This window comes from Corynebacterium massiliense DSM 45435 (assembly GCF_028609805.1).
Classification (GTDB): Bacteria; Actinomycetota; Actinomycetes; order Mycobacteriales; family Mycobacteriaceae; genus Corynebacterium; species Corynebacterium massiliense.
The window spans coordinates 2,111,083-2,128,529 of record NZ_CP063189.1; the positions used below are offsets into that span (position 1 = coordinate 2,111,083).

Genomic DNA, 17,447 nt, shown 5'->3' on the forward strand with positions numbered 1-17,447 from the left:
TGAGTTTTTCTTCAGGGGCTCTACATCCGTATCGCAGGCTCCGCCCGGGATGTTAACTGGTGGGAATAGGATTATTACGCGAACGTAACGATCGTAGCCACTACCTTAAACCACAGCGGCTATAAAGTCCCACCGGAAGCGGTGCGCTACCGCACCCCGGAGTAGTCATCCGGGTCCGACGGCAGCTCCAAGGTGCGGCCTTTACCCAGCGAAAACGCCACGTTGTCCCAAAACCGGTCCCAGGTGAGCGGATCGCGGTACGAGGCGAATAGCTCCTTCACGTCCGGATCCTGCAACGCCCGCCGCGCCTGTACGGCGCCCTCCGGGTCCAGCCAGTCCGGCACCTCGGTGAGATCCACGGCAGAGTCCGCGAGCTGCCACTGCGCGGCGAGGTACTTGTCGTGGCCCACGCGCCCGTTCTCGGTGCGCGGCTGACGCGCCGCCAGCGGGGTGGCAAGGCCCATGTTGTCGAGCACCCTGACATCCAGCGAGGTGTTCATGCCCGTCATCCCGAGGTTGAGGAAGTACAGGGTGGGCGGGTCAGTGCGGCCCGTCTCGCGCGGGAAGGTCATCCAGCTGATTAGATCGTTTTCGCCGTCTTCGAGGTACTGCGAGGCGAACGCGTCGCCGTCGGCCAGATCCCGCGCGGCGGGCGGGAATCCCCGCATGTGGCGGCTGCGCAAAAAGTCGGCGGCGCGCTTCGGCGGGTCGCCGGACGGGCGACGAGTGGCGTACGTCCAGAACTCGCGCTCGTCGACGACGTTGAAGTCCTTTTCGTAATCCGCAGTATCCACCGGGTGCCCGCGCAGCACGATGGTCAGCGCCCACGCGGCGGCCACGAGCGCCACCAGCCCAGTCCACAGCCCGCGGACCGGGATGACAAAGACCGGCAAAAGCAGCGCGAACAGCGGCAACAACAGCATGCGCCCGTGCATGAAATCGCCGCCGACGCGCAGGACGTAGAGCACGTGCAGCAGCGCGCAGCCGACGAAGATCGCCGCCGCGACCGGCACGGAGCGCAACGTCACCGCGCGGTGGCGGTGCGAGTAGACCGCGACCGCACCGAGCCCCGCGAAGAGAATGAGCGGCAGCCACAGCCAGTACGGCCCGACGAAATCGCCCAAGTAGTCCATGCCCTTGCCCCACTCGGAGTCCGCCGCCGACTTCGCCACGGCGGTGTGCGGGGTGAGCAGGCCATAAAATCCCATGCGGAACAGCTGGTAGCCCGCCGGGACCGGCAAGGCCGCGGCGAGGATGAGGCCGCGCTGCGACCACTGGCGGTGGGCCACCAGCAAGACGATGCCGATGACCCCGCCGTAGAGCGCGAGCTCCGGGCGCACCAGCCAGGACAGGCCGGCGGTAAACGCGAGCCACAGCGTGGGCGCGGCGGCCCCGCGCGCCCAGCGCACCAGCACCCACCACAGCACCGCGAGGTAGAAGATGGAAAGGCCCCACTCCAGCCCGGAGGTAAAGAAGTCGCGGGCCGGCGGCAGCGCCAGGTACACCAGGGCACCGGCCGGGAAGACGCACCACTTCAGCTCGTCGCGGCGGTAGATCTCCGCGGTCGCCCACACGCCGATCACTAACGCGGCCACCGACAGCACCAGCGCCAGCACGGTGGCGATGCCCTCGAGCTCCGCGCCGGTGACGGCGTGAACGACGAAGATTAGATACTGCCACAGCACCGAGGTGTTGGCCTCCACGCGCTCGCCCACGTTGAACACCGGGCCGTTGCCCGCGGCCAGGTTGCGCACGGTGCGCAGGACGATGAGCCCGTCATCGGAAATCCAGCGGCGGGCCCACCCGCCCCATAGAGAAAAGACCCCGATTACCACTGCAGATACGACCGCGCTGCCGAAAGCAACGCGGTTCTTCCTGCCGGAATCGAGGTCAGTCATGAGGGCACATCCTACCCTGCCCCTCTGGGGTACTACAACGCCGGAACGATGTAGACCGCCATCGCCACGCATAGCAGCCACAACAGCGCGAGGACCTGGAGCACGCGGTCGGACAGCGCGATGTCCTCGGGCGCACCGCCCTCGCCGCGGTCCACGTCGGCGGCGTAACGCAAGATGGCGATGGTGAACGGCACCATCGAGACCTGGTACCACACACCGCCGTTGTTGGGCGCGTCCGTGGCCAGCTCAAAGCCCCACAGGGAGTACGCGATAACCACCGCGGTCGCCGCGAGAGTCCACACGAAACGCAGGTAGGTCGGCGTGTACCCCTCCAGGGACTTGCGGATCTTCGCGCCGGTGCGCTCCACCAAAAGGATTTCTGAGTAGCGCTTGCCGGAGGCCATGAACAGCGAGCCGAAGGCCGCGACCAAGAGGAACCACTGGGACAGCTCGATGCCCGCGGCCACGCCGCCGGCCATGGTGCGCAGCATGAAGCCGGAAGACACCAGGGCAATATCGATCACCGGCATGTGCTTCCAGCCGAAGCAGTAGCCCAACTGCAGCGCGATGTAGACCGCGATGACGAGCGCCAGCTGGGCGCCGTCGGTGGCCAAGAAGGACAGCCCGATCGCGGCGACGATGAGCACCACCGACATGACATACGCCAGCGAGACCGGCAGAACGCCCGCCGCGATGGGGCGGAAGCGCTTAGTCGGGTGCTGGCGGTCGGCCTCCACGTCGCGGGCGTCGTTGATGAGGTAGATAGAGGACGCGCCGAGGCAGAAAACGACGAAGGCCAAGGCGACATCGGCAAGCACTCGCCCGTGGAAGAGCTGATCGGCACCCGCGGCGGCAGGCGCCGCCAACACGAGCACGTTTTTGACCCACTGCTTCGGGCGCAGGGCCTTCACCATGCCGTCCAGCAAGTTCTTCGGCGGCTTCCGCTTGCGGTTGTTGTCGATGCCCTCGGTGTGCGGCTCCGACTGGAAGACGCTGCGCTCGGTCTCCCGCTGGCCCGTGGCAGCAGCCTCGCCGGGGCGGCTGACCTCGTCGGTATAGCCCGTCTCGCGGGCGGCGTGGTCCTTGGCTTCCGTCATGCGATCTTCCTTTCCAGGCGGTAAGCGGCCTCCGCGGTGGCCGCACCTAGGGCAGCACCGAGAGCGGTATCGGACGGGTAATGCACCCCGAGCACCATACGCGACAGCATCATCACGGGGATACCGGAAAGCAAAGCCGGCTGCCCCGTCACGCGGGCCGCGGAGACCAAAAAGGCCGTGGTCGAGGTGGCATGCGAGGAGGGGAAAGACAGCCGCGACGGGGTGCCCACGCCCACCTTGACGTGCGGGAAGTCGGGGCGGCGGCGTCGCACGATGCGCTTTAACACCACCGAGGCGGCGTGCGCGGTAAAGGCCGCCGCGCCCGTGGTCACCCAGCCGCGGCGCCGGCGCTTGTCGATGACCGCCCCCGCCGCCGCAAGCCCCATCCACCCCAGTGCGTGCTCACCGAAGTGGCTCAAGCCGCGTGCGGTAGGCACGACCCCCGGCGCGTCGAAGGCAACGGACTGAATGGACTCCAGAATGCGGGATTCGGCGTGGTTCAACCGGTCCATGGAGCTAGCGCTCGTTGTCAAAGAAATCCCTCCACACGCGGCGATCGGTCAGTTCCGGACGGGCGTCGCGGTAAACGCGGCGCAGCTCGTCAAAGTTGCTCTCGATGGTCTTCAACAGCTCGCGGCTTTCCTGGACCAAGTCCTTGGCCAGGTCGCGGTCGCGCTTGCGGAACATCACGCCCGTGCCGCCGGCGGTGGTGACCGTGGCGGAGTCCACGCGCGACAGTGAAAACCAGCGCGCCTCGTCCGGGGTCAGGTTGAGCTGCGGCACCTCGTGGTGGGCGCGGTCCTCCTTGGACACCAGGTGCTTGAGGCCTTTGAGTGCCCACGGGATCTTCTTCAGCTTGGCCAGGCGCCCGCCGATGTCCCGGGTGGGCACGCCCGGCGCGCCGGACGGGTTGGGCAGTTGGTCGGCGGACTCGATGACCTGAGCATCGGAGTACTCCTTGCGCACGCCGTTGATACGCGGCAGGGAGGTTTCCAGGATGTCGAAGAGGCGGTCCGGGCCCCGCAGGAAGTCGCGCATCGCCTCGATCTGGATCGCGATGGTCGAGTACTCCATGCACGCTGCGTGCTTCAGGGTGGACTTGAAGATGTTTCGGGTGAGCCCGCGGGCTTCGCCGTCGTGGTACATCGCGGCGACGATGAGCCTATTTCGCAGGTGGAAGTAGGCCTGCCAGTCGATCGCGTCGTCCTTGTCTGCCCACGCCATGTGCCAGATGGCCGCGCCCGGCCAGGTGACGGTGGGGAAGCCGAATTCCTGCGCGCGCAGCGAGTACTCCGTGTCGTCCCACTTGATGAACAGCGGCAGCGGCTGGCCGACCTTCTCGGCCACCACGCGCGGGAACAGGCACATCCACCAGCCGTTGTACTCCACATCCACACGGCGGTGGATGGCGCGGGAATCGTACTTGCGCGGGTCGCGGTGCGTTTCCGGGGTGCCGATCTTGGACATCGGGTAGTCGGCGAAGTCGTGGTCGTAGACCGCGTGCGGCGCCGGGCCCCACATGAACGTCGCACGATCCACGCGCTCGCCGGTGGTGCGCAGCTGTGAGCGCTCCTGCAGGTTGAGCATCTGGCCGCCGACGATGATCGGGCGGGCCGCGTAGCGCGCCGCCTGGACCGCGCGCAGGATGGAATCCGGCTCGATGGCGATGTCATCGTCCATGAACAGGATGAACGGCGAGTCGGTGTTTTCTACCGCCTCGAGCATGATGCGGGAGTAGCCGCCGGAGCCGCCGAGGTTGCCCTGGCGGTATTCGCGGTAGCGCTCGCCAAAGTGCGCGGTGGCCGCGGCGTAACCGTCCTCGTCCGCCGGGTGCTTGTCACCCTGGTCGGGCATGAGCACGAAGTCGATGATGCCGTCGACCACCGGGTCCTCGGCCAGCGCCTTAAGCGCCGCCACCGCGTCGGTCGGCCGGTTAAACGTCGGGATGCCCACCGCCACGCGCTTGTCCGCGGCGGGCACAGTCGTGCCATCGGGAAGCTCCTGCTCGGCCGGGGCCTGCGGAGAGCACCACGCGGCATCGGCCAGCACGGTGTCGGTCTCCGCGGTGACGTCGAACCACAGCCAGCCGCCGTCCTCGAAGTTCTTCAGCTCCAGCTCGAACTCGTGGTGGCCGTCTTCCACCAGGTGGTTGGCCACCGCCACGCGCTGCCCGTCCTGCTTGGAGCGGTAGAGCGAGACGTTCGCCTGCCCGGTGACATCCAGGCTGAGCACCACGGTCCGCAGCTGGGACCAGCGCCGCCAGTAGGAGGCGGGGAACGCGTTGAAGTAGGTCTCGAATGAGACTTCCTCGCCCGCCGGGATGGCCAGCGTGGCGCGGTCGTGCCACTTCAGGCGCTCGCGGTTGTGCTCGGATTCGATGAGGTAGAGCAACCGAACGTTGTTCGGCTCGCCCCGCCGCGGCAGCAGGATGCGCTGCAGCGGTTCATACGCAATCTGGTTCTCATTAGTCACGATGGTGTTTTACTCCATTACTCGTGTGTGGGAGACGACGCTTGGCCAAGACATTCGTTACCTAACAGTAATGCCGCGGCCCGACATGTCCGCGCTATACACGCGGCAAGTGCCTGGAAGCCACCTGAATGCTTGGACAAGACGCTCCACCCCGCAATGTCCGGTGCGCGTGTTAACTTCACCGTATGAATCGTCCGGCATCCCGCTTATTACCGTTGTCCCTCACTGCTATTTCGCTGCTCACCGCGACGCTGGTCGTGACCGCGCCTGGCCTGACCACATATGCACACGCAACCGCGCCTCTTGATACAGCGGCCGGCGCCAGCGAGAACATCGACGCACACACCTCCGACGTGGAAGTCGTCGACGGCGCCCACATTCTCTCCGACTCGGATAAGAAGATGCTGGACGAGCGCACCACGGGCATCGACTTCCCGGATTCGGTGCAGCGGGTCGTCTACCTGACGTTCGCGGACAACGATGAGAACCTCAATGACACGGTCCGCTACTTCGGCGAAGACGAGCGGCGGGATCTTTTGGATGCCGATCAGAAGAAATTCGCGCCCGGCACGGTCATCGTCGCCGTGGGACTCGACCCAAAGAAGATGGGTGTCTACGCCGGCGATGACGTGGCGGCGGACCTGGACTTGCAAGACGATGCCCGACTGGCCGGCATCACGGATGAGATGCGCGATCCCTTGCGGGAGAAAAATTGGGCGCTGGGGCTTCTTCGCGGCGCCCAGGGCGCAGCGGACACAGAGGTGCGCAGTGAGTCCTCGGAATGGCCCGGGATTCTTGCCACCGGAGGAGTCCTCGCCGGCGGCGGTATTGCCTGCGGAATCGGGCTGCGTTCCCGCCGCAAAAAGAAGGCGGCGCAGGCGCGCGAGGACTACGACTACATCCTGGCGCACCACGGCGACATCGCCACCCGCCTCGACGCCATTGACGTCCGCGCGCATTCTTTGTCCTCGCCGCTGGCCGATGACGAGTTCCGCCGCCAGTGGGACGACATCAAGGCCGCGTTTCTGAAAGCGCAGTCCGCGCTGGACAAGACCGGTGAGCTGGACCGATCGTCCACTGACAAGGAGTTTCGCGCCCACGCTAGCGCGCTTGCCGATGCCCGCGCCGCCGTCGAAGAGGCCGTCAACGCGGAGGCCAACGTGGAAGAACTCGCCAGCTTGGAGCACGGCGATGCCACCGCGCGCCGCCGGGCGCTGACTGACCTGCACCGCGACATCGCCGACGCGCGGGCCGAGGCACAGCCGCGGGAGGAGGAGCGCCTGGTGGACATCGACAAGCGGGTGCTCGCGCTTCGCGATGGCCACGGTGACGGCACCGACAGCCTCACCTCCCCCGACTTCATGGACACCTACACCGGCATCCTCACCGACTACCACGCCGTCATCGAGGCGGTGCGGGAATCGATGTACTCGGACAAAACGGTCGAACGCGGCGATCACACCGCCCCGACCCTGGGTTCGTCGTCGTGGCACCCGGGCATGGGCATTTACTACGTGCCGTTCTCCGTGGTCAACAACTGGCATTCGTCCGATGTCGCCGCCGCCTCCAGCAGCAACAGCAGCAGCGGCGTGACCACCGGTTACTCCGCCGGCGGGTTTGCGGGCGCGGGTGGTTCGTCGAGCTTCTAGTCCCAGCCTGCCGTGGGCCGGCTCATGCCCTACCCTAAGGCCTGCTGTATACCCCATGATTTCCCTTACTAAGAAAGGACTCCTCGCGCTTTATGCACCTGCCCCGCCTCGCCCGCATGACAGCCACCTCCCTGTGCACCGGGGCGCTTCTCGGTGTCGCGGCGTGCTCGCAGCCAGCGGGAGACGACGCTGATGCCGGTGCCTCGGCGGCCCCGGAATCTACGGACGCCGACGAAAAGTCCCCGGACGAAAAGCAGGCGGTGGAAGAGGGCCGCCGGTTCCTCATCGCATCGAACGAGCTCACCCGTGACATGCTCGATGCGCTGGATATGCACAAGGCCGACGATGACGCCACGGGCGAAAAGATGACCAGCGCGATGGCGGGAATCAATACCCTCATCAACGATTCGGTGTGCTCGGACATGGTTGATGAAACCCGCGCGACTGACGCGGGCGAGCTGGACCCGGCACGCATCGACTGGGATGAGGTGGATTCGACCCTCGGCAACGCCCGGGCGCGCACCGAGAAGTCCCTGGAGGTAATTCCGGATATGCAGCTGGACTTTGAAAAGGACAGCGAAGACACCGGCAAGATCAAACTGCCGCTCGAGCGCCTGGACATGAAGAAGGAAGATGGTCAGTGGAAGGTGTGCGACAGGATGGCCACCGGCGAGGCCATGTAGCTTCGCCCAACATCGAAAAGCGCCGCATGCAGCCACCCAGCAAGTTGAATGGGGTGGTGCACACGGCGCCTTTTATGTGTGCGCTGGCGCGGTTTCCAAGCACGCCGGCGCATTATCACTAGCTGTTCCTAGAAATTAACCGGTCCTAGGCCCGGAGCTTTTCAATTGGCTTTCGCGTACTTTACGCGGAGACCGGCTCGTGGGCTTCCACCGGCTCGATGCCGAGCTTGTTCAGCATGTAGAGTACGCGGGCCTCGAGGTCGTCGAGGAGCTCGCGGGTCTCCTCCACGGTGTTGGCGCGGGAAATGTCCCAGATCTTCACGTCCTTACCGGCCTCGTCGCGCGGGACGTCGGCGCCCAAGAAGACTATGAAGTCCGGCATGGCCACGGTGCGGACATTGTCCAGGTGACGGGAGGCGGAGTACAGACCGCGCTCCTGCAGGACGTGCGCGACGTGGGAGTCACCCAGGTCTTCGGCCGGCTCCACCGCGGAGTCAACCACGAGGGCATCACCCGCGTACTGCTTGGTCAGGGCAACTGCGGCCTTGGCCAGCGCAGGGTCGTCGCCCGCAGCGAAGCGGACGTGGAGACGGTGCTCACCGAAGAACTCGGTGACGTCGCGCTCGACGAGCACGGGGACGAACTCGTCCAGGACTGCACGGGTGGAGTGGCGCTCGATAACCTCGTCCAGCTTGTGGTCAATCTGCTCGGCCGTGAAACGGTGGCCGTAGCCACGGTGCAGATCCTCACGGATGGTGTCGAATCGACGATCATTGCTCTTCATTGCGATTCACCTACCTACTTTCTCTCATCGGTGAAGAGGAACGAGATTGAGGGAGCGCGACTATCGCGCTACGACTCCCGCGCGCTCGCCGTCTGTAGCGAGCGTCGAGAAACGGGGACGCTCACCCCAACTCGTTGTTAACCTGTAGTTAACTTTACACGGACACTGGGTTACGTCAAACCGTTGAGTCAGACCAATCAATTTTCTGCGGGTGTCTCACATGTCACAAACAGGCGTTTACCTGGCCGTATAGCGTGTTTTCCGCGGTAAAATTAATGTAGCCAACCCTGAGTGTACGCCCATCTCCCCCGTCGCGCCACGACCGACACATAACCGGACGGACATCTTTAGTTAACTTTCAGGCGCGCGTAGCGAAACGTCGAGTTAACTTATCCGTAACCTTCCGGTGTGCACCCCCGACCGGAACCCGTTATCCCCGAAACCGGTGTCCCGAAAACCGTTTTGCTAGCCCCTCCCCGTATGACGAGGGCACGGCATGCGCTCACTCGAAATAGTAAAGATCATAAAGATAGTAAGAAATAGTAAAGAGGGCGCTCGACGCCGCAGCGTCTGCCACTGGCGGATACCCGTTCATAATCCAGCTGGTCGGGCAACACTCATTCCGGCACGTAGCAGACGGCGTTATCGACGAAACGTCAGTGCAGCGCCGAACGCACCACTCGGCGCGGGCGAATTAGTGGCCGCGCTCCTGCTCGATGGCCTTACCCTCGGTGAAATATGGCGCGATCTTGTTGTCGAACATGGACAGAGCAGCGCCGATGGCCATGTGCATGTCTAGGTACTGGTAGGTACCCAGGCGGCCGCCGAACAATACCTTGTTCTCACGGGCCTCCTTCGCGGCGCGCTCGCGGTAGGCCTTGAGGCGGTCGCGGTCCTCCGGGGTGTTGATCGGGTAGTACGGTTCGTCGCCCTTCTCCGCGAAGCGCGAGTACTCCTTCATAATGACGGTCTTGTCCGTCTGGTAGTCGCGCTCCGGGTGGAAGTGGCGGAACTCGTGGATGCGGGTGTAGTCCACGTCCGGGTCGTTGTAGTTCATCACCGGGGTGCCCTGGAAGTCACCGGTGTCCTTGACCTCGAGGTCGAAGTCGAGGGTGCGCCAGCCCAGGTCGCCCTCGGCGAAGTCGAAGTAGCGGTCCAGCGGGCCGGTGTAGACCACCGGCGCGTCGGGGCTTTGCGCACGCAGCTCGTCGCGTACGTCGAACCAGTCGGTGTCCAGGCGTACCTCGATGCGGTCATCGGCAGCCATGTTTTCCAGCCACGCGGCGTAGCCGTCGACCGGCAGGCCCTCGTAGGTGTCGTTGAAGTAGCGGTTGTTAAAGGTGTAGCGCACCGGCAGGCGGGAGATGATGGACGCCGGCAGGTCCTTCGGATCGGTCTGCCACTGCTTGGCGGTGTAGTGCTTGACAAAGGCCTCGTACAAAGGCTTGCCGATGAGCGCGATGCCCTTCTCCTCGAGGTTTTCCGCCTCGGCCGGGTCCTTGCCTTCGCGCTGCTTTTCGATGAGCTCCTTCGCCTCATCCGGCGAGTAGTACTTACCGAAGAACTGGTTGATAAGCCCCAGCCCCATCGGGAACTGATAGGCCGTGCCGTCGTGCATGGCGAAGACGCGGTGCTGGTAATCGGTGAAGTCAGTAAAGCGGTTGACGTAATCCCACACGCGCTTGTTCGAGGTGTGGAACAGGTGCGCGCCGTACTTGTGCACCTCGATACCGGTCTCCGGCTCGATTTCGGAATACGCATTGCCACCCAGGTGGGAACGGCGCTCAATCATGAGGACTTTCTTGTCCAACTCGCGAGCGGCGCGCTCCGCGATGGTGAGGCCGAAGAACCCGGTGCCGACGACGATGAGGTCATAGGAATTACCAGCAGCTGTAGTCATGGGGCCAACCCTATTGCACCGCCGCCCCGCACACGGACTAACGCGCCGTGCGCGGTCTAGGCACACATTGAGAACGCCGATAACACGCCCACAACTCCCCCGTACCTTCAATCACACGCACCACAGCGCTATCATTTTCACCAGCAATTAACTACTATCTACTGTGGTAACTCGGCTGCCCATCCCGGGGAGTTGCTCACCCCGTTCGATTTAGGAGCTTTGACCAGTGCATTTACGACGTAGACTCGTTTCGCGACAGTCAAAAATCGCAACCCCAGCCACGGCTGTTTTGACCTCCGTGGCTCTCGTCGCGGCTGCAACCTTCGGCGGCAACCACATCCTGCGCACCCAGTCGGAGGGTGGCCCCATCCAGGCGACGACGAACACCGCCAGCTTCGGCGACGGTGAAACCGTCGTCGTCGATGACCCGGCCATCGCCTCCCAGGGCGCCGGCGACGGCCCCCGCGCCGTCAAGCAGTTCCACCAGGACGAGCCATTCAGCACCTTCGGCGTGACCTGGCAGGGCCACAAGGACGTCGCGGTCTTCGTGCGCGCGAAGCAGGAAGACGGCACGTGGAGCGAGTGGTTCAGCGCCGAGCCGACTGACGTCACCACGGACGGCACCAACGGCACCGATCCGATCTGGGTGGGCGAGACCCACGACGTTCAGGTCTCCGTGGGCAACGTGGATCTGGGCACCCCGTCCGAAGAAGAGGTCGCCGAGCAGGGCGGCGAGACGCAGCCGAAGTCCGCGCCGGAGTCTGCCGAGTCGGATAAGGATGCGCAGCCAGAACCCGCTGAGCAGGGCGATTCCGCGCAAAAATCGGAGGAACCCAAGGCGGACAAGAAGGACGATGGGGACAACCAAGGCGCGGGTCCCCTGCCGTCCAACTACGGCGACATCAAGCCGGTGGCCGACATCCAAGACACGGCGAAGGACGGCGACACCGGCGCTGACTCCGATTCGATCAGCGCCTCCGATCTCGAGGCCGTGTTCATCGACGGCAAGACCCAGTCCGGCATCGAGCCGGCCGCGGAGACGGTTGCCGATGGCATGCCGCCCGTAGTCAGCCGCGCCGGCTGGGGCGCCGACGAAGGCATCCGCTGCATGGATCCGGACTACGACGACGGCGTCAAGGCGCTGACCCTGCACCACACCGCGGGTAGCAACAACTACTCCAAGGCGGAGGCGGCTGCCGTCGTGCGCGGAATCTACGCGTACCACGCGCAGAACCTGGGCTGGTGCGACATCGGATACAACGCGCTGGTAGATAAGTACGGCACCATCTACGAGGGCCGCTACGGCGGGCTGGACAAGGCCGTCCAGGGCGCCCACGTCGGCGGCTTCAACCAGAACACCTGGGGCATTTCGATGATGGGCAACTACCAGACCGCCCAGCCGACCCAGGAGCAGCTGCAGTCCGTGGCCAACATCGCCGGCTGGAAGGCGGCGATCTCCGGCTTCGATCCGACCGGCCAGGTCTCGCTTACGTCCCAGGGCTTCAACGGCTCGAAATACCCGGCGGGCAGCGTCGCCACGGTCCCGGCGTTCCAGGGCCACCGCGACTTCCACTACACCACCTGCCCGAGCGACTACACCGTCGCGCAGTGGCCGACCATCCGGAAGCTGACCAAGCAGAAGTACGACCAGGTCCGTTCCGGCGGCACCTCTGCCCGCCCAAGCACCTCTCCGTCGACTAACCCGTCGACCACTCCATCCACCACTCCGTCGCATTCGAACAATCCGGCGCCGCAGCCGAAGCCTGCGCCGAGTGTGGACGAGCAGTCGAACGCGTCCCAGCAGTCGGGTGGGCCGAGCAGCAACATCAGCAAGTCGCTGAATGCCAACGGTTTAAGCTCCCAGTTCACCCCGAAGCAGAAGGAGGCCTTCTTAAAGCTGGCCTCCGCCGTGGGCACGCTGGCGCTCGCCGCCGGGGTGCTGCAGGCACCGGAGAAGGACCAGGAGATTGCCGGCGGGATGACGGCGACGCAGATTGCCGATGTCATCGGCAAGGTCCTGCGCGTCACCGGCGACCAGGAGCTGCAGAGCCAGTGGGGTGACATCCTCAACGCCTTCGGCCCGCTGCTCGGCGTCGCCCAGGGCGGCCCGGACATGATCACCGCCGATAATCAGAAGATCGCCTACCAGCTCTTCGACAACGGCGTGGTCATGTCCTCCGAAGACACCGGCGCGCACGCGCTGGTTGGCGAGATTGCGAAGGCCTGGGCCGACGGCGAGAACGCCGCATCCCTGGGCCTGCCCATCACCGACCAGTACAGCGTGGGCAAGGACATCCGCGTCGACTTCCAGGGCGGCTACATCAACTACAACGCGAAGACGAAGCAGGTCGACGTCTTCACCAACTAGCGCCTGCTAGTGCGCGGCCCCGGCGACGTCCGGGGCCGCTGGCGTCACACCGGCGACCTCGCCCGTGAGCGCCTCCAGCTTGGTCAGGTAGGTAGAAAACCCGCCCGGGGCGCGGTGCGAGACGCGGGTCGAGGTGAGCACCGGGATGTCCGCGACGGCCTGTACGCAGAAACCGGTGGCACGCAGCGCCTCCACCAGCGCGACGTCCTCCGAACACGCGAGCGTGTCAAAGCCGCCCGCCGCGAGGTACGCGCTGGCCCGCACGCCCAAGTTCGCACCGTGGACATGCTCGTGGCCGGCCACGGCGTTGTAGCGCCGCTCGTAGAGCCGGTGAATCTCCGCCGGCCGGACCGCGTCCTGCCAGTTCGGCTCGACGGTTCCCACCACCGCGTCCGCGCCGCGCGCGGCCAGATCCAGCTGCCGCGTGATCCAGTCCGGCGGCACGATCGAATCGGCGTCGGTACTCAAGATCCAGGTCTCGGACGCATCGACATGCGCCGGCACCCCGGCCAGCGCCGCCGCTACCCCGGCGCGGCGGGTGTAGCCAACGTTGCGGTAGTCCATCTCTACGCCGCGCACGCGCGGCCCAAAGCGACGGATGACGTCGGCGGTCGCGTCGGTGCACGCGTCGAGGGCGACCACGATGTCGACGGGCACGTGCGTCGCGCAAGCGGCATCGATAACCGCCGCGGCGCACGTCGTGATCGACTGCTCCTCGTTGTGCGCGGGGATGACCGCCACGCAGTGCTTAATCATCTGTCACCTCAATCCTGTCGTCATGCCAGCGGATGAGACCCCGTCGGGCAAATTCTTTGAGCCAACCGTCCATCGGCCACACTCCCCAGCGGGAGTGGAACCGGGTGGCGTTGGCGGCGATGTCGCGGAGATGCTCCACCGGCGGGGAGGACACCGGGTGCCACTGGTGGTAGGCATCGGCACGCGCGGCCCACGCAAACGCCACGGAGTGGCTGCGCAACCCGAACGCGAAGTCGGTGTCCTCGCCTCCGTACCCTGTATACCCCTGATCGAAGCCCCCTAGCAGCGAGCGGATGCGCCGCCAGGTTTCGACACGCACCGCGAACGACAAAGACCAGAAAAATTTGTACTCATCGTCCGTGGCCAGATGGGTTTTCTCCGGATCCGGCCGCAGCGGGTGGGGGTTGCGGCGCTTGGCGATGTCCGCGCACACCCCACCCTTTTCCAGGTACGTCACCGGTCCGGAGACGACGGCGTCTGGGAAACGATCCAGCGCCGCGCGGTAGGCGTCGGCCATCCCCGGGCCGGGCAGGCAATCGGCGTCGAGGAAGATGATGGCATCGTCTGTATCGGCGTCACGGGCCGCCAGGTCGCCGGCCTGGTTGCGGGCCGCGGCCAGCGAACGCGCGTGTGCGGCGTCGCCGGCCACAACCTCCACGTCCGGCAGGGCGCGGGACAGCTCGGCGTGATCCGCGAGCGCGACTAGGATGTGGCGCACGCCTGGGCAGTAACGCTGCACGAACTCCTGCTGGTTGACCAGGTGCTCGGTGCGTCCGGCATCGCCCAGCGTGACGATGGTTGTGTGCCGTGCCGTCTTCCCCATTACGTGCCTGCCCTTTCCAGTGCGTCGGCGGCGCGGCTGGCCGCGCCACGGGTCTGCCATTTCTCCCAGTCCGCCCGGTCTTTGGGCCGGGCCAGCGCGCGGGCGACGGCCTCCGGCCAGCCGGCGTCGTGTGCGGGGGCGGGGGCTGTCAGCCCCGCCTCCCGGAGCACCCGCGCGGTGGCCTCCTGCTCGCCGAAGGGGCGCTCCTCCGCCGTGACGATGGCCGGCGCGCCACACGCGGCGATGTCCGCCACCGAGTTCTGGCCCGCCGCGGAGATGACCAGGTCCGCCGCGCGCAAAAGCGGCGACGGATCGGCGACGGTGTCCTTACCGCCCAAAATCCGCCAGGCGGTGTCGGGCACCTGCGCGGCTGTCTCTTCCCAAAACTGATCGCCGTGCGCGTGGCCACCGGCGCCGCGCAGCACGACAATGTGCCGCGTGCCCGCCTCGCGGAAGGCCGCATTCGTTTCCCGCCCTGTGGACGGAAACCGCGAGATGCCGCCGACGCGGTGAACGCGATCGGCGTGGGGCGCAAGGCCCGCGTTGAGCGGGACCCAGTCAGGCCACGCGGCGATGATGCCGGCGGCGAGGCGGTAGGCGAGCTGGTGCGGGGCATCGTCACGCACGCCCGGCATCGCCTGCACCGTGACCGGCACGCCGAGCAGGCGCAGAAACACGGCGACCTCGACGGAGACATCGACGTGGACGACGTCGGGGCGAAACTCCGTCACCCACTGCGCCAGCCGCGCCATGCGGGCGCTCAGCCCCGGGTTGTGGGCGGGCGCCCAGTGGAAGGCGCTGTGCGCGTCCGGATCCGGGAAACCGGTATCCCCCGGCCCCGGCTCGTTGTCCAACGGGAGTGCGACGTCCACTCCGGCACTTGCGCGGGAGGAGGCGATGGACGTGGCGTGCCCGCGGCTGGCGAGCTCTTCAGCAATGGTCAGCGCGCGGCGCAGGTGCCCGCTGCCGTGGTGATGGGTGTAGAAACCGATGCGCATTAGCGGCTCGCCACCTTCCGGTATTCCTCTTCGTAGGCGGCGAGCATCGCGTCGATGCTGTGGTGTGCGCGGGCATAGTCCGCGACCTCGGCGCGCGGGAAGGAGAGCGCTTCGCGCACCGCCGCTGCCAGCGCCTCCGGCGTGCAGTCCGCCGCGACGGCGCTCGGCGCGGGGCCCACCAGCCCCGGCAGCGCGCCCCGCGGGGTCGCCGCCACCGGGGTGCCGCAGGCCATCGCCTCAATGGTCACCATGCCGAACGGCTCCTCCCACACCGGAGTGACCAGCGCGACGTCGTGTTGTCCTATCTCTTCCGCCAACTCTTCCTGCGGCACGTGCTCACGGTGGGTGATGTCGCCGCCCAAGCGCGGCGCGATCTCCGCGCGGTAGTAGGCGGCGTCGCCCACCCGCCCAATAAGCGTGAGAGGCAGCCCGACCCGCCGGGCGGCGTCGATGCCTAAGTGCGGGGCCTTATCCCGGGTCAGCCGGCCGAACCAGATAGCACCCTTTCCGCCCGGGCCGGGGCGGAAGCGCTCGGTGTCCACGCCGTTGGGGATGATCCGCGCCGGCGTGGGCAGATCCCACGACCGCGCCGTGATGTCGGAGACGGCCGTGTACGGCCCCGCGTCGAGCGCGGACTGCACCTCCACGAAGCCGGGGCAGTGGAAGGTGGTGAGCATCGGCAAGCGCCGCGGATCGGCCGCCGTGGGAAACAGGCCAGGGTGCAGGCTGTTGTTGTGCACCACGTCGTAATCGCAGTCCAGAAGGTGCTCGCGCAGCCGGGCGAACGCGGCGTCCTCGAGCTCCCGCTGGCCCGGCGGGTACGTGTGGTCGGTCTCCTGGTCCTCGTAGCCGGTCCAGTCCACGCCGGGAAACTCCCACTCGCGCACGTGCCCGGCCGATCCGCGGGTGGCGTAGAGATCCACGTGGTGGCCGCGGCGGCGCAGGCCGCGGGTGAGCATGGCACAGAAAGCCTCAAGCCCGCCGGCATAGGGCTCGGCAATGGGGAAACGCGAGGGTGCGATGACAGCGATCTTCACTTAGGCAACCACCTCGCGGTAGATGCGGTGGTGCGCCGCGCGGACCTCATCGGTCACCCGCGTCCATGACTCGACGCGCGCCTGAGTCGGGGCGGCGAGCGCGCGCTCTACCGCCGCGGCCGGGTTCTTCCCCGTCGGGTACTCGAACACGACCCCGGCCTGGTCGGCCTGGTCGGCGTAGCAGCCGCAGTCTGGGACCACGACGTTGAGGCCCAAGTCGCGACACATCTCCAGCCAGCCGGAATGGGTCCCGCGGGTATACGGCAGGACGCACGCGCGGTGCTGGGACAGGGTGCGGTAGAGGGCGGCATCGTCAAGCGGGGCATGCAGGGTGACATCGTCGAGGGCCTGGACCAGCGGGTGGTCCGCCACATCGGCGTGGGCGTAGACCTTCATTCCGCGGTAGAAGTCCGGGTCCTGCACCGTGTTGGAGCGGATGGACTTGATAAACACGCAGGCCCCGGCGCCCGTGGACGCCTGCCACTGGGCGGGCGGGACGATGGGCGGGTGCGGCAGGACCACGGCCCGGGCGCCGAAGTCGCGGGCGATGCGCCGCGCGGCGGCGTCAGTGAGGGTGATGGTCGCCGCGGCGTGGTCGAGCAGGATCTGCAGCCGCGCGTGGTGGTCTGTTTGGTCCTCCAGGTGTGGGTTGTCCAGATCGTGGACGGTCACCACGAGCTTTACCCTCAGCTCATTTAACGTTTCTGTCAGTTCGCGCATCTGCTGCGGGGTGCGGTGCTCGAAGCCGAAGTGGATGTGGCAGACCTCGGCCGGGTCTGCCTGCGCGGCCCACCAGTCCGCCTCGACCGCCGGGTGCGGCCACCACTTGGCCGGATCCTCCACGGGGTCTGCGAGGACGCGCACGTCCGTCCACCCCGCGTCGGTGACCGCCCGCGTGTACGGGTGCGCGGCGGGGACTTCGACGACGCGGATGGGCACGGGCGTTCCTCCTAGTCCAGGGATAGCGGGGGCGGGGCGGGCC

The 17,447-nt window shown here is 66.4% G+C and carries 14 protein-coding genes; 3 read left to right on the forward strand and 11 right to left on the reverse strand.

Translation table 11 applies throughout. The features are described from left to right. Positions 1-146 precede the first annotated feature (146 nt). From CMASS_RS09715 to CMASS_RS09730, 4 genes are read right to left on the reverse strand one after another with little or no spacing between them, the layout of a single operon-like run. Entirely contained in the window at positions 147-1,898 is a 1,752-nt protein-coding gene (locus CMASS_RS09715) for an arabinofuranosyltransferase AftB family protein (RefSeq protein WP_022863513.1), read from the reverse strand. Between the two features lie 32 nt (positions 1,899-1,930). Continuing rightward, on the reverse strand, positions 1,931-2,995 hold the full coding sequence (locus tag CMASS_RS09720) for a decaprenyl-phosphate phosphoribosyltransferase (protein ID WP_022863512.1): 1,065 nt from the start codon (positions 2,993-2,995) through the stop codon (positions 1,931-1,933). After that, positions 2,992-3,507, reverse strand: coding sequence for a phosphatase PAP2 family protein (locus CMASS_RS09725; protein WP_022863511.1), 516 nt, complete (start codon positions 3,505-3,507; stop codon positions 2,992-2,994). The genes CMASS_RS09720 and CMASS_RS09725 overlap by 4 nt, the downstream gene beginning before the upstream one ends. 4 nt (positions 3,508-3,511) lie before the next feature. Then, positions 3,512-5,467, reverse strand: coding sequence for a glycosyltransferase (locus CMASS_RS09730; protein ID WP_022863510.1), 1,956 nt, complete (start codon positions 5,465-5,467; stop codon positions 3,512-3,514). 185 nt (positions 5,468-5,652) lie between these two features. On the opposite strand from CMASS_RS09730, the gene CMASS_RS09735 reads away from it, so the two are divergent. After that, positions 5,653-7,116 carry a DUF5129 domain-containing protein gene (locus tag CMASS_RS09735; protein ID WP_027018771.1) on the forward strand — a complete coding sequence of 488 codons (1,464 nt, stop codon included), beginning with the start codon at positions 5,653-5,655 and terminating at the stop codon, positions 7,114-7,116. A 92-nt stretch (positions 7,117-7,208) separates the two neighbouring features. Next, on the forward strand, positions 7,209-7,799 hold the full coding sequence (locus CMASS_RS09740) for a hypothetical protein (protein ID WP_022863508.1): 591 nt from the start codon (positions 7,209-7,211) through the stop codon (positions 7,797-7,799). 181 nt (positions 7,800-7,980) lie between these two features. Here the strand turns inward: CMASS_RS09740 and CMASS_RS09745 are convergent, their stop codons facing one another. Both CMASS_RS09745 and glf read right to left on the reverse strand, forming a co-directional pair. Beyond that, entirely contained in the window at positions 7,981-8,583 is a 603-nt protein-coding gene (locus tag CMASS_RS09745) for a three-helix bundle dimerization domain-containing protein (protein WP_022863507.1), read from the reverse strand. Positions 8,584-9,277: 694 nt separating this feature from the next. Further along, positions 9,278-10,483 carry a UDP-galactopyranose mutase gene (gene glf / locus CMASS_RS09750; RefSeq protein WP_022863506.1) on the reverse strand — a complete coding sequence of 402 codons (1,206 nt, stop codon included), beginning with the start codon at positions 10,481-10,483 and terminating at the stop codon, positions 9,278-9,280. Between the two features lie 298 nt (positions 10,484-10,781). Here glf and CMASS_RS09755 point away from each other — a divergent pair, with 298 nt between their 5' ends. Further along, complete coding sequence (locus CMASS_RS09755) at positions 10,782-12,851, forward strand: N-acetylmuramoyl-L-alanine amidase (RefSeq protein ID WP_240482810.1); 2,070 nt, start codon at positions 10,782-10,784, stop codon at positions 12,849-12,851. A 6-nt stretch (positions 12,852-12,857) separates the two neighbouring features. Here the strand turns inward: CMASS_RS09755 and CMASS_RS09760 are convergent, their stop codons facing one another. From CMASS_RS09760 to CMASS_RS09780, 5 genes are read right to left on the reverse strand one after another with little or no spacing between them, the layout of a single operon-like run. Continuing rightward, positions 12,858-13,607 carry a glycosyltransferase family 2 protein gene (locus CMASS_RS09760; protein WP_022863504.1) on the reverse strand — a complete coding sequence of 250 codons (750 nt, stop codon included), beginning with the start codon at positions 13,605-13,607 and terminating at the stop codon, positions 12,858-12,860. Then, positions 13,600-14,430, reverse strand: coding sequence for a galactosyltransferase-related protein (locus CMASS_RS09765; protein WP_022863503.1), 831 nt, complete (start codon positions 14,428-14,430; stop codon positions 13,600-13,602). The genes CMASS_RS09760 and CMASS_RS09765 overlap by 8 nt, the downstream gene beginning before the upstream one ends. Continuing rightward, positions 14,430-15,428: a glycosyltransferase gene (locus CMASS_RS09770; RefSeq protein ID WP_022863502.1), complete on the reverse strand. Its 999-nt coding sequence runs from the start codon at positions 15,426-15,428 to the stop codon at positions 14,430-14,432. The genes CMASS_RS09765 and CMASS_RS09770 overlap by 1 nt, the downstream gene beginning before the upstream one ends. Next, positions 15,428-16,465, reverse strand: coding sequence for a glycosyltransferase (locus CMASS_RS09775; RefSeq protein WP_022863501.1), 1,038 nt, complete (start codon positions 16,463-16,465; stop codon positions 15,428-15,430). The genes CMASS_RS09770 and CMASS_RS09775 overlap by 1 nt, the downstream gene beginning before the upstream one ends. Further along, positions 16,466-17,404 carry a glycosyl transferase family 2 gene (locus tag CMASS_RS09780; RefSeq protein WP_022863500.1) on the reverse strand — a complete coding sequence of 313 codons (939 nt, stop codon included), beginning with the start codon at positions 17,402-17,404 and terminating at the stop codon, positions 16,466-16,468. It lies immediately after the preceding gene. Between the last annotated feature and the right edge of the window lie 43 nt (positions 17,405-17,447).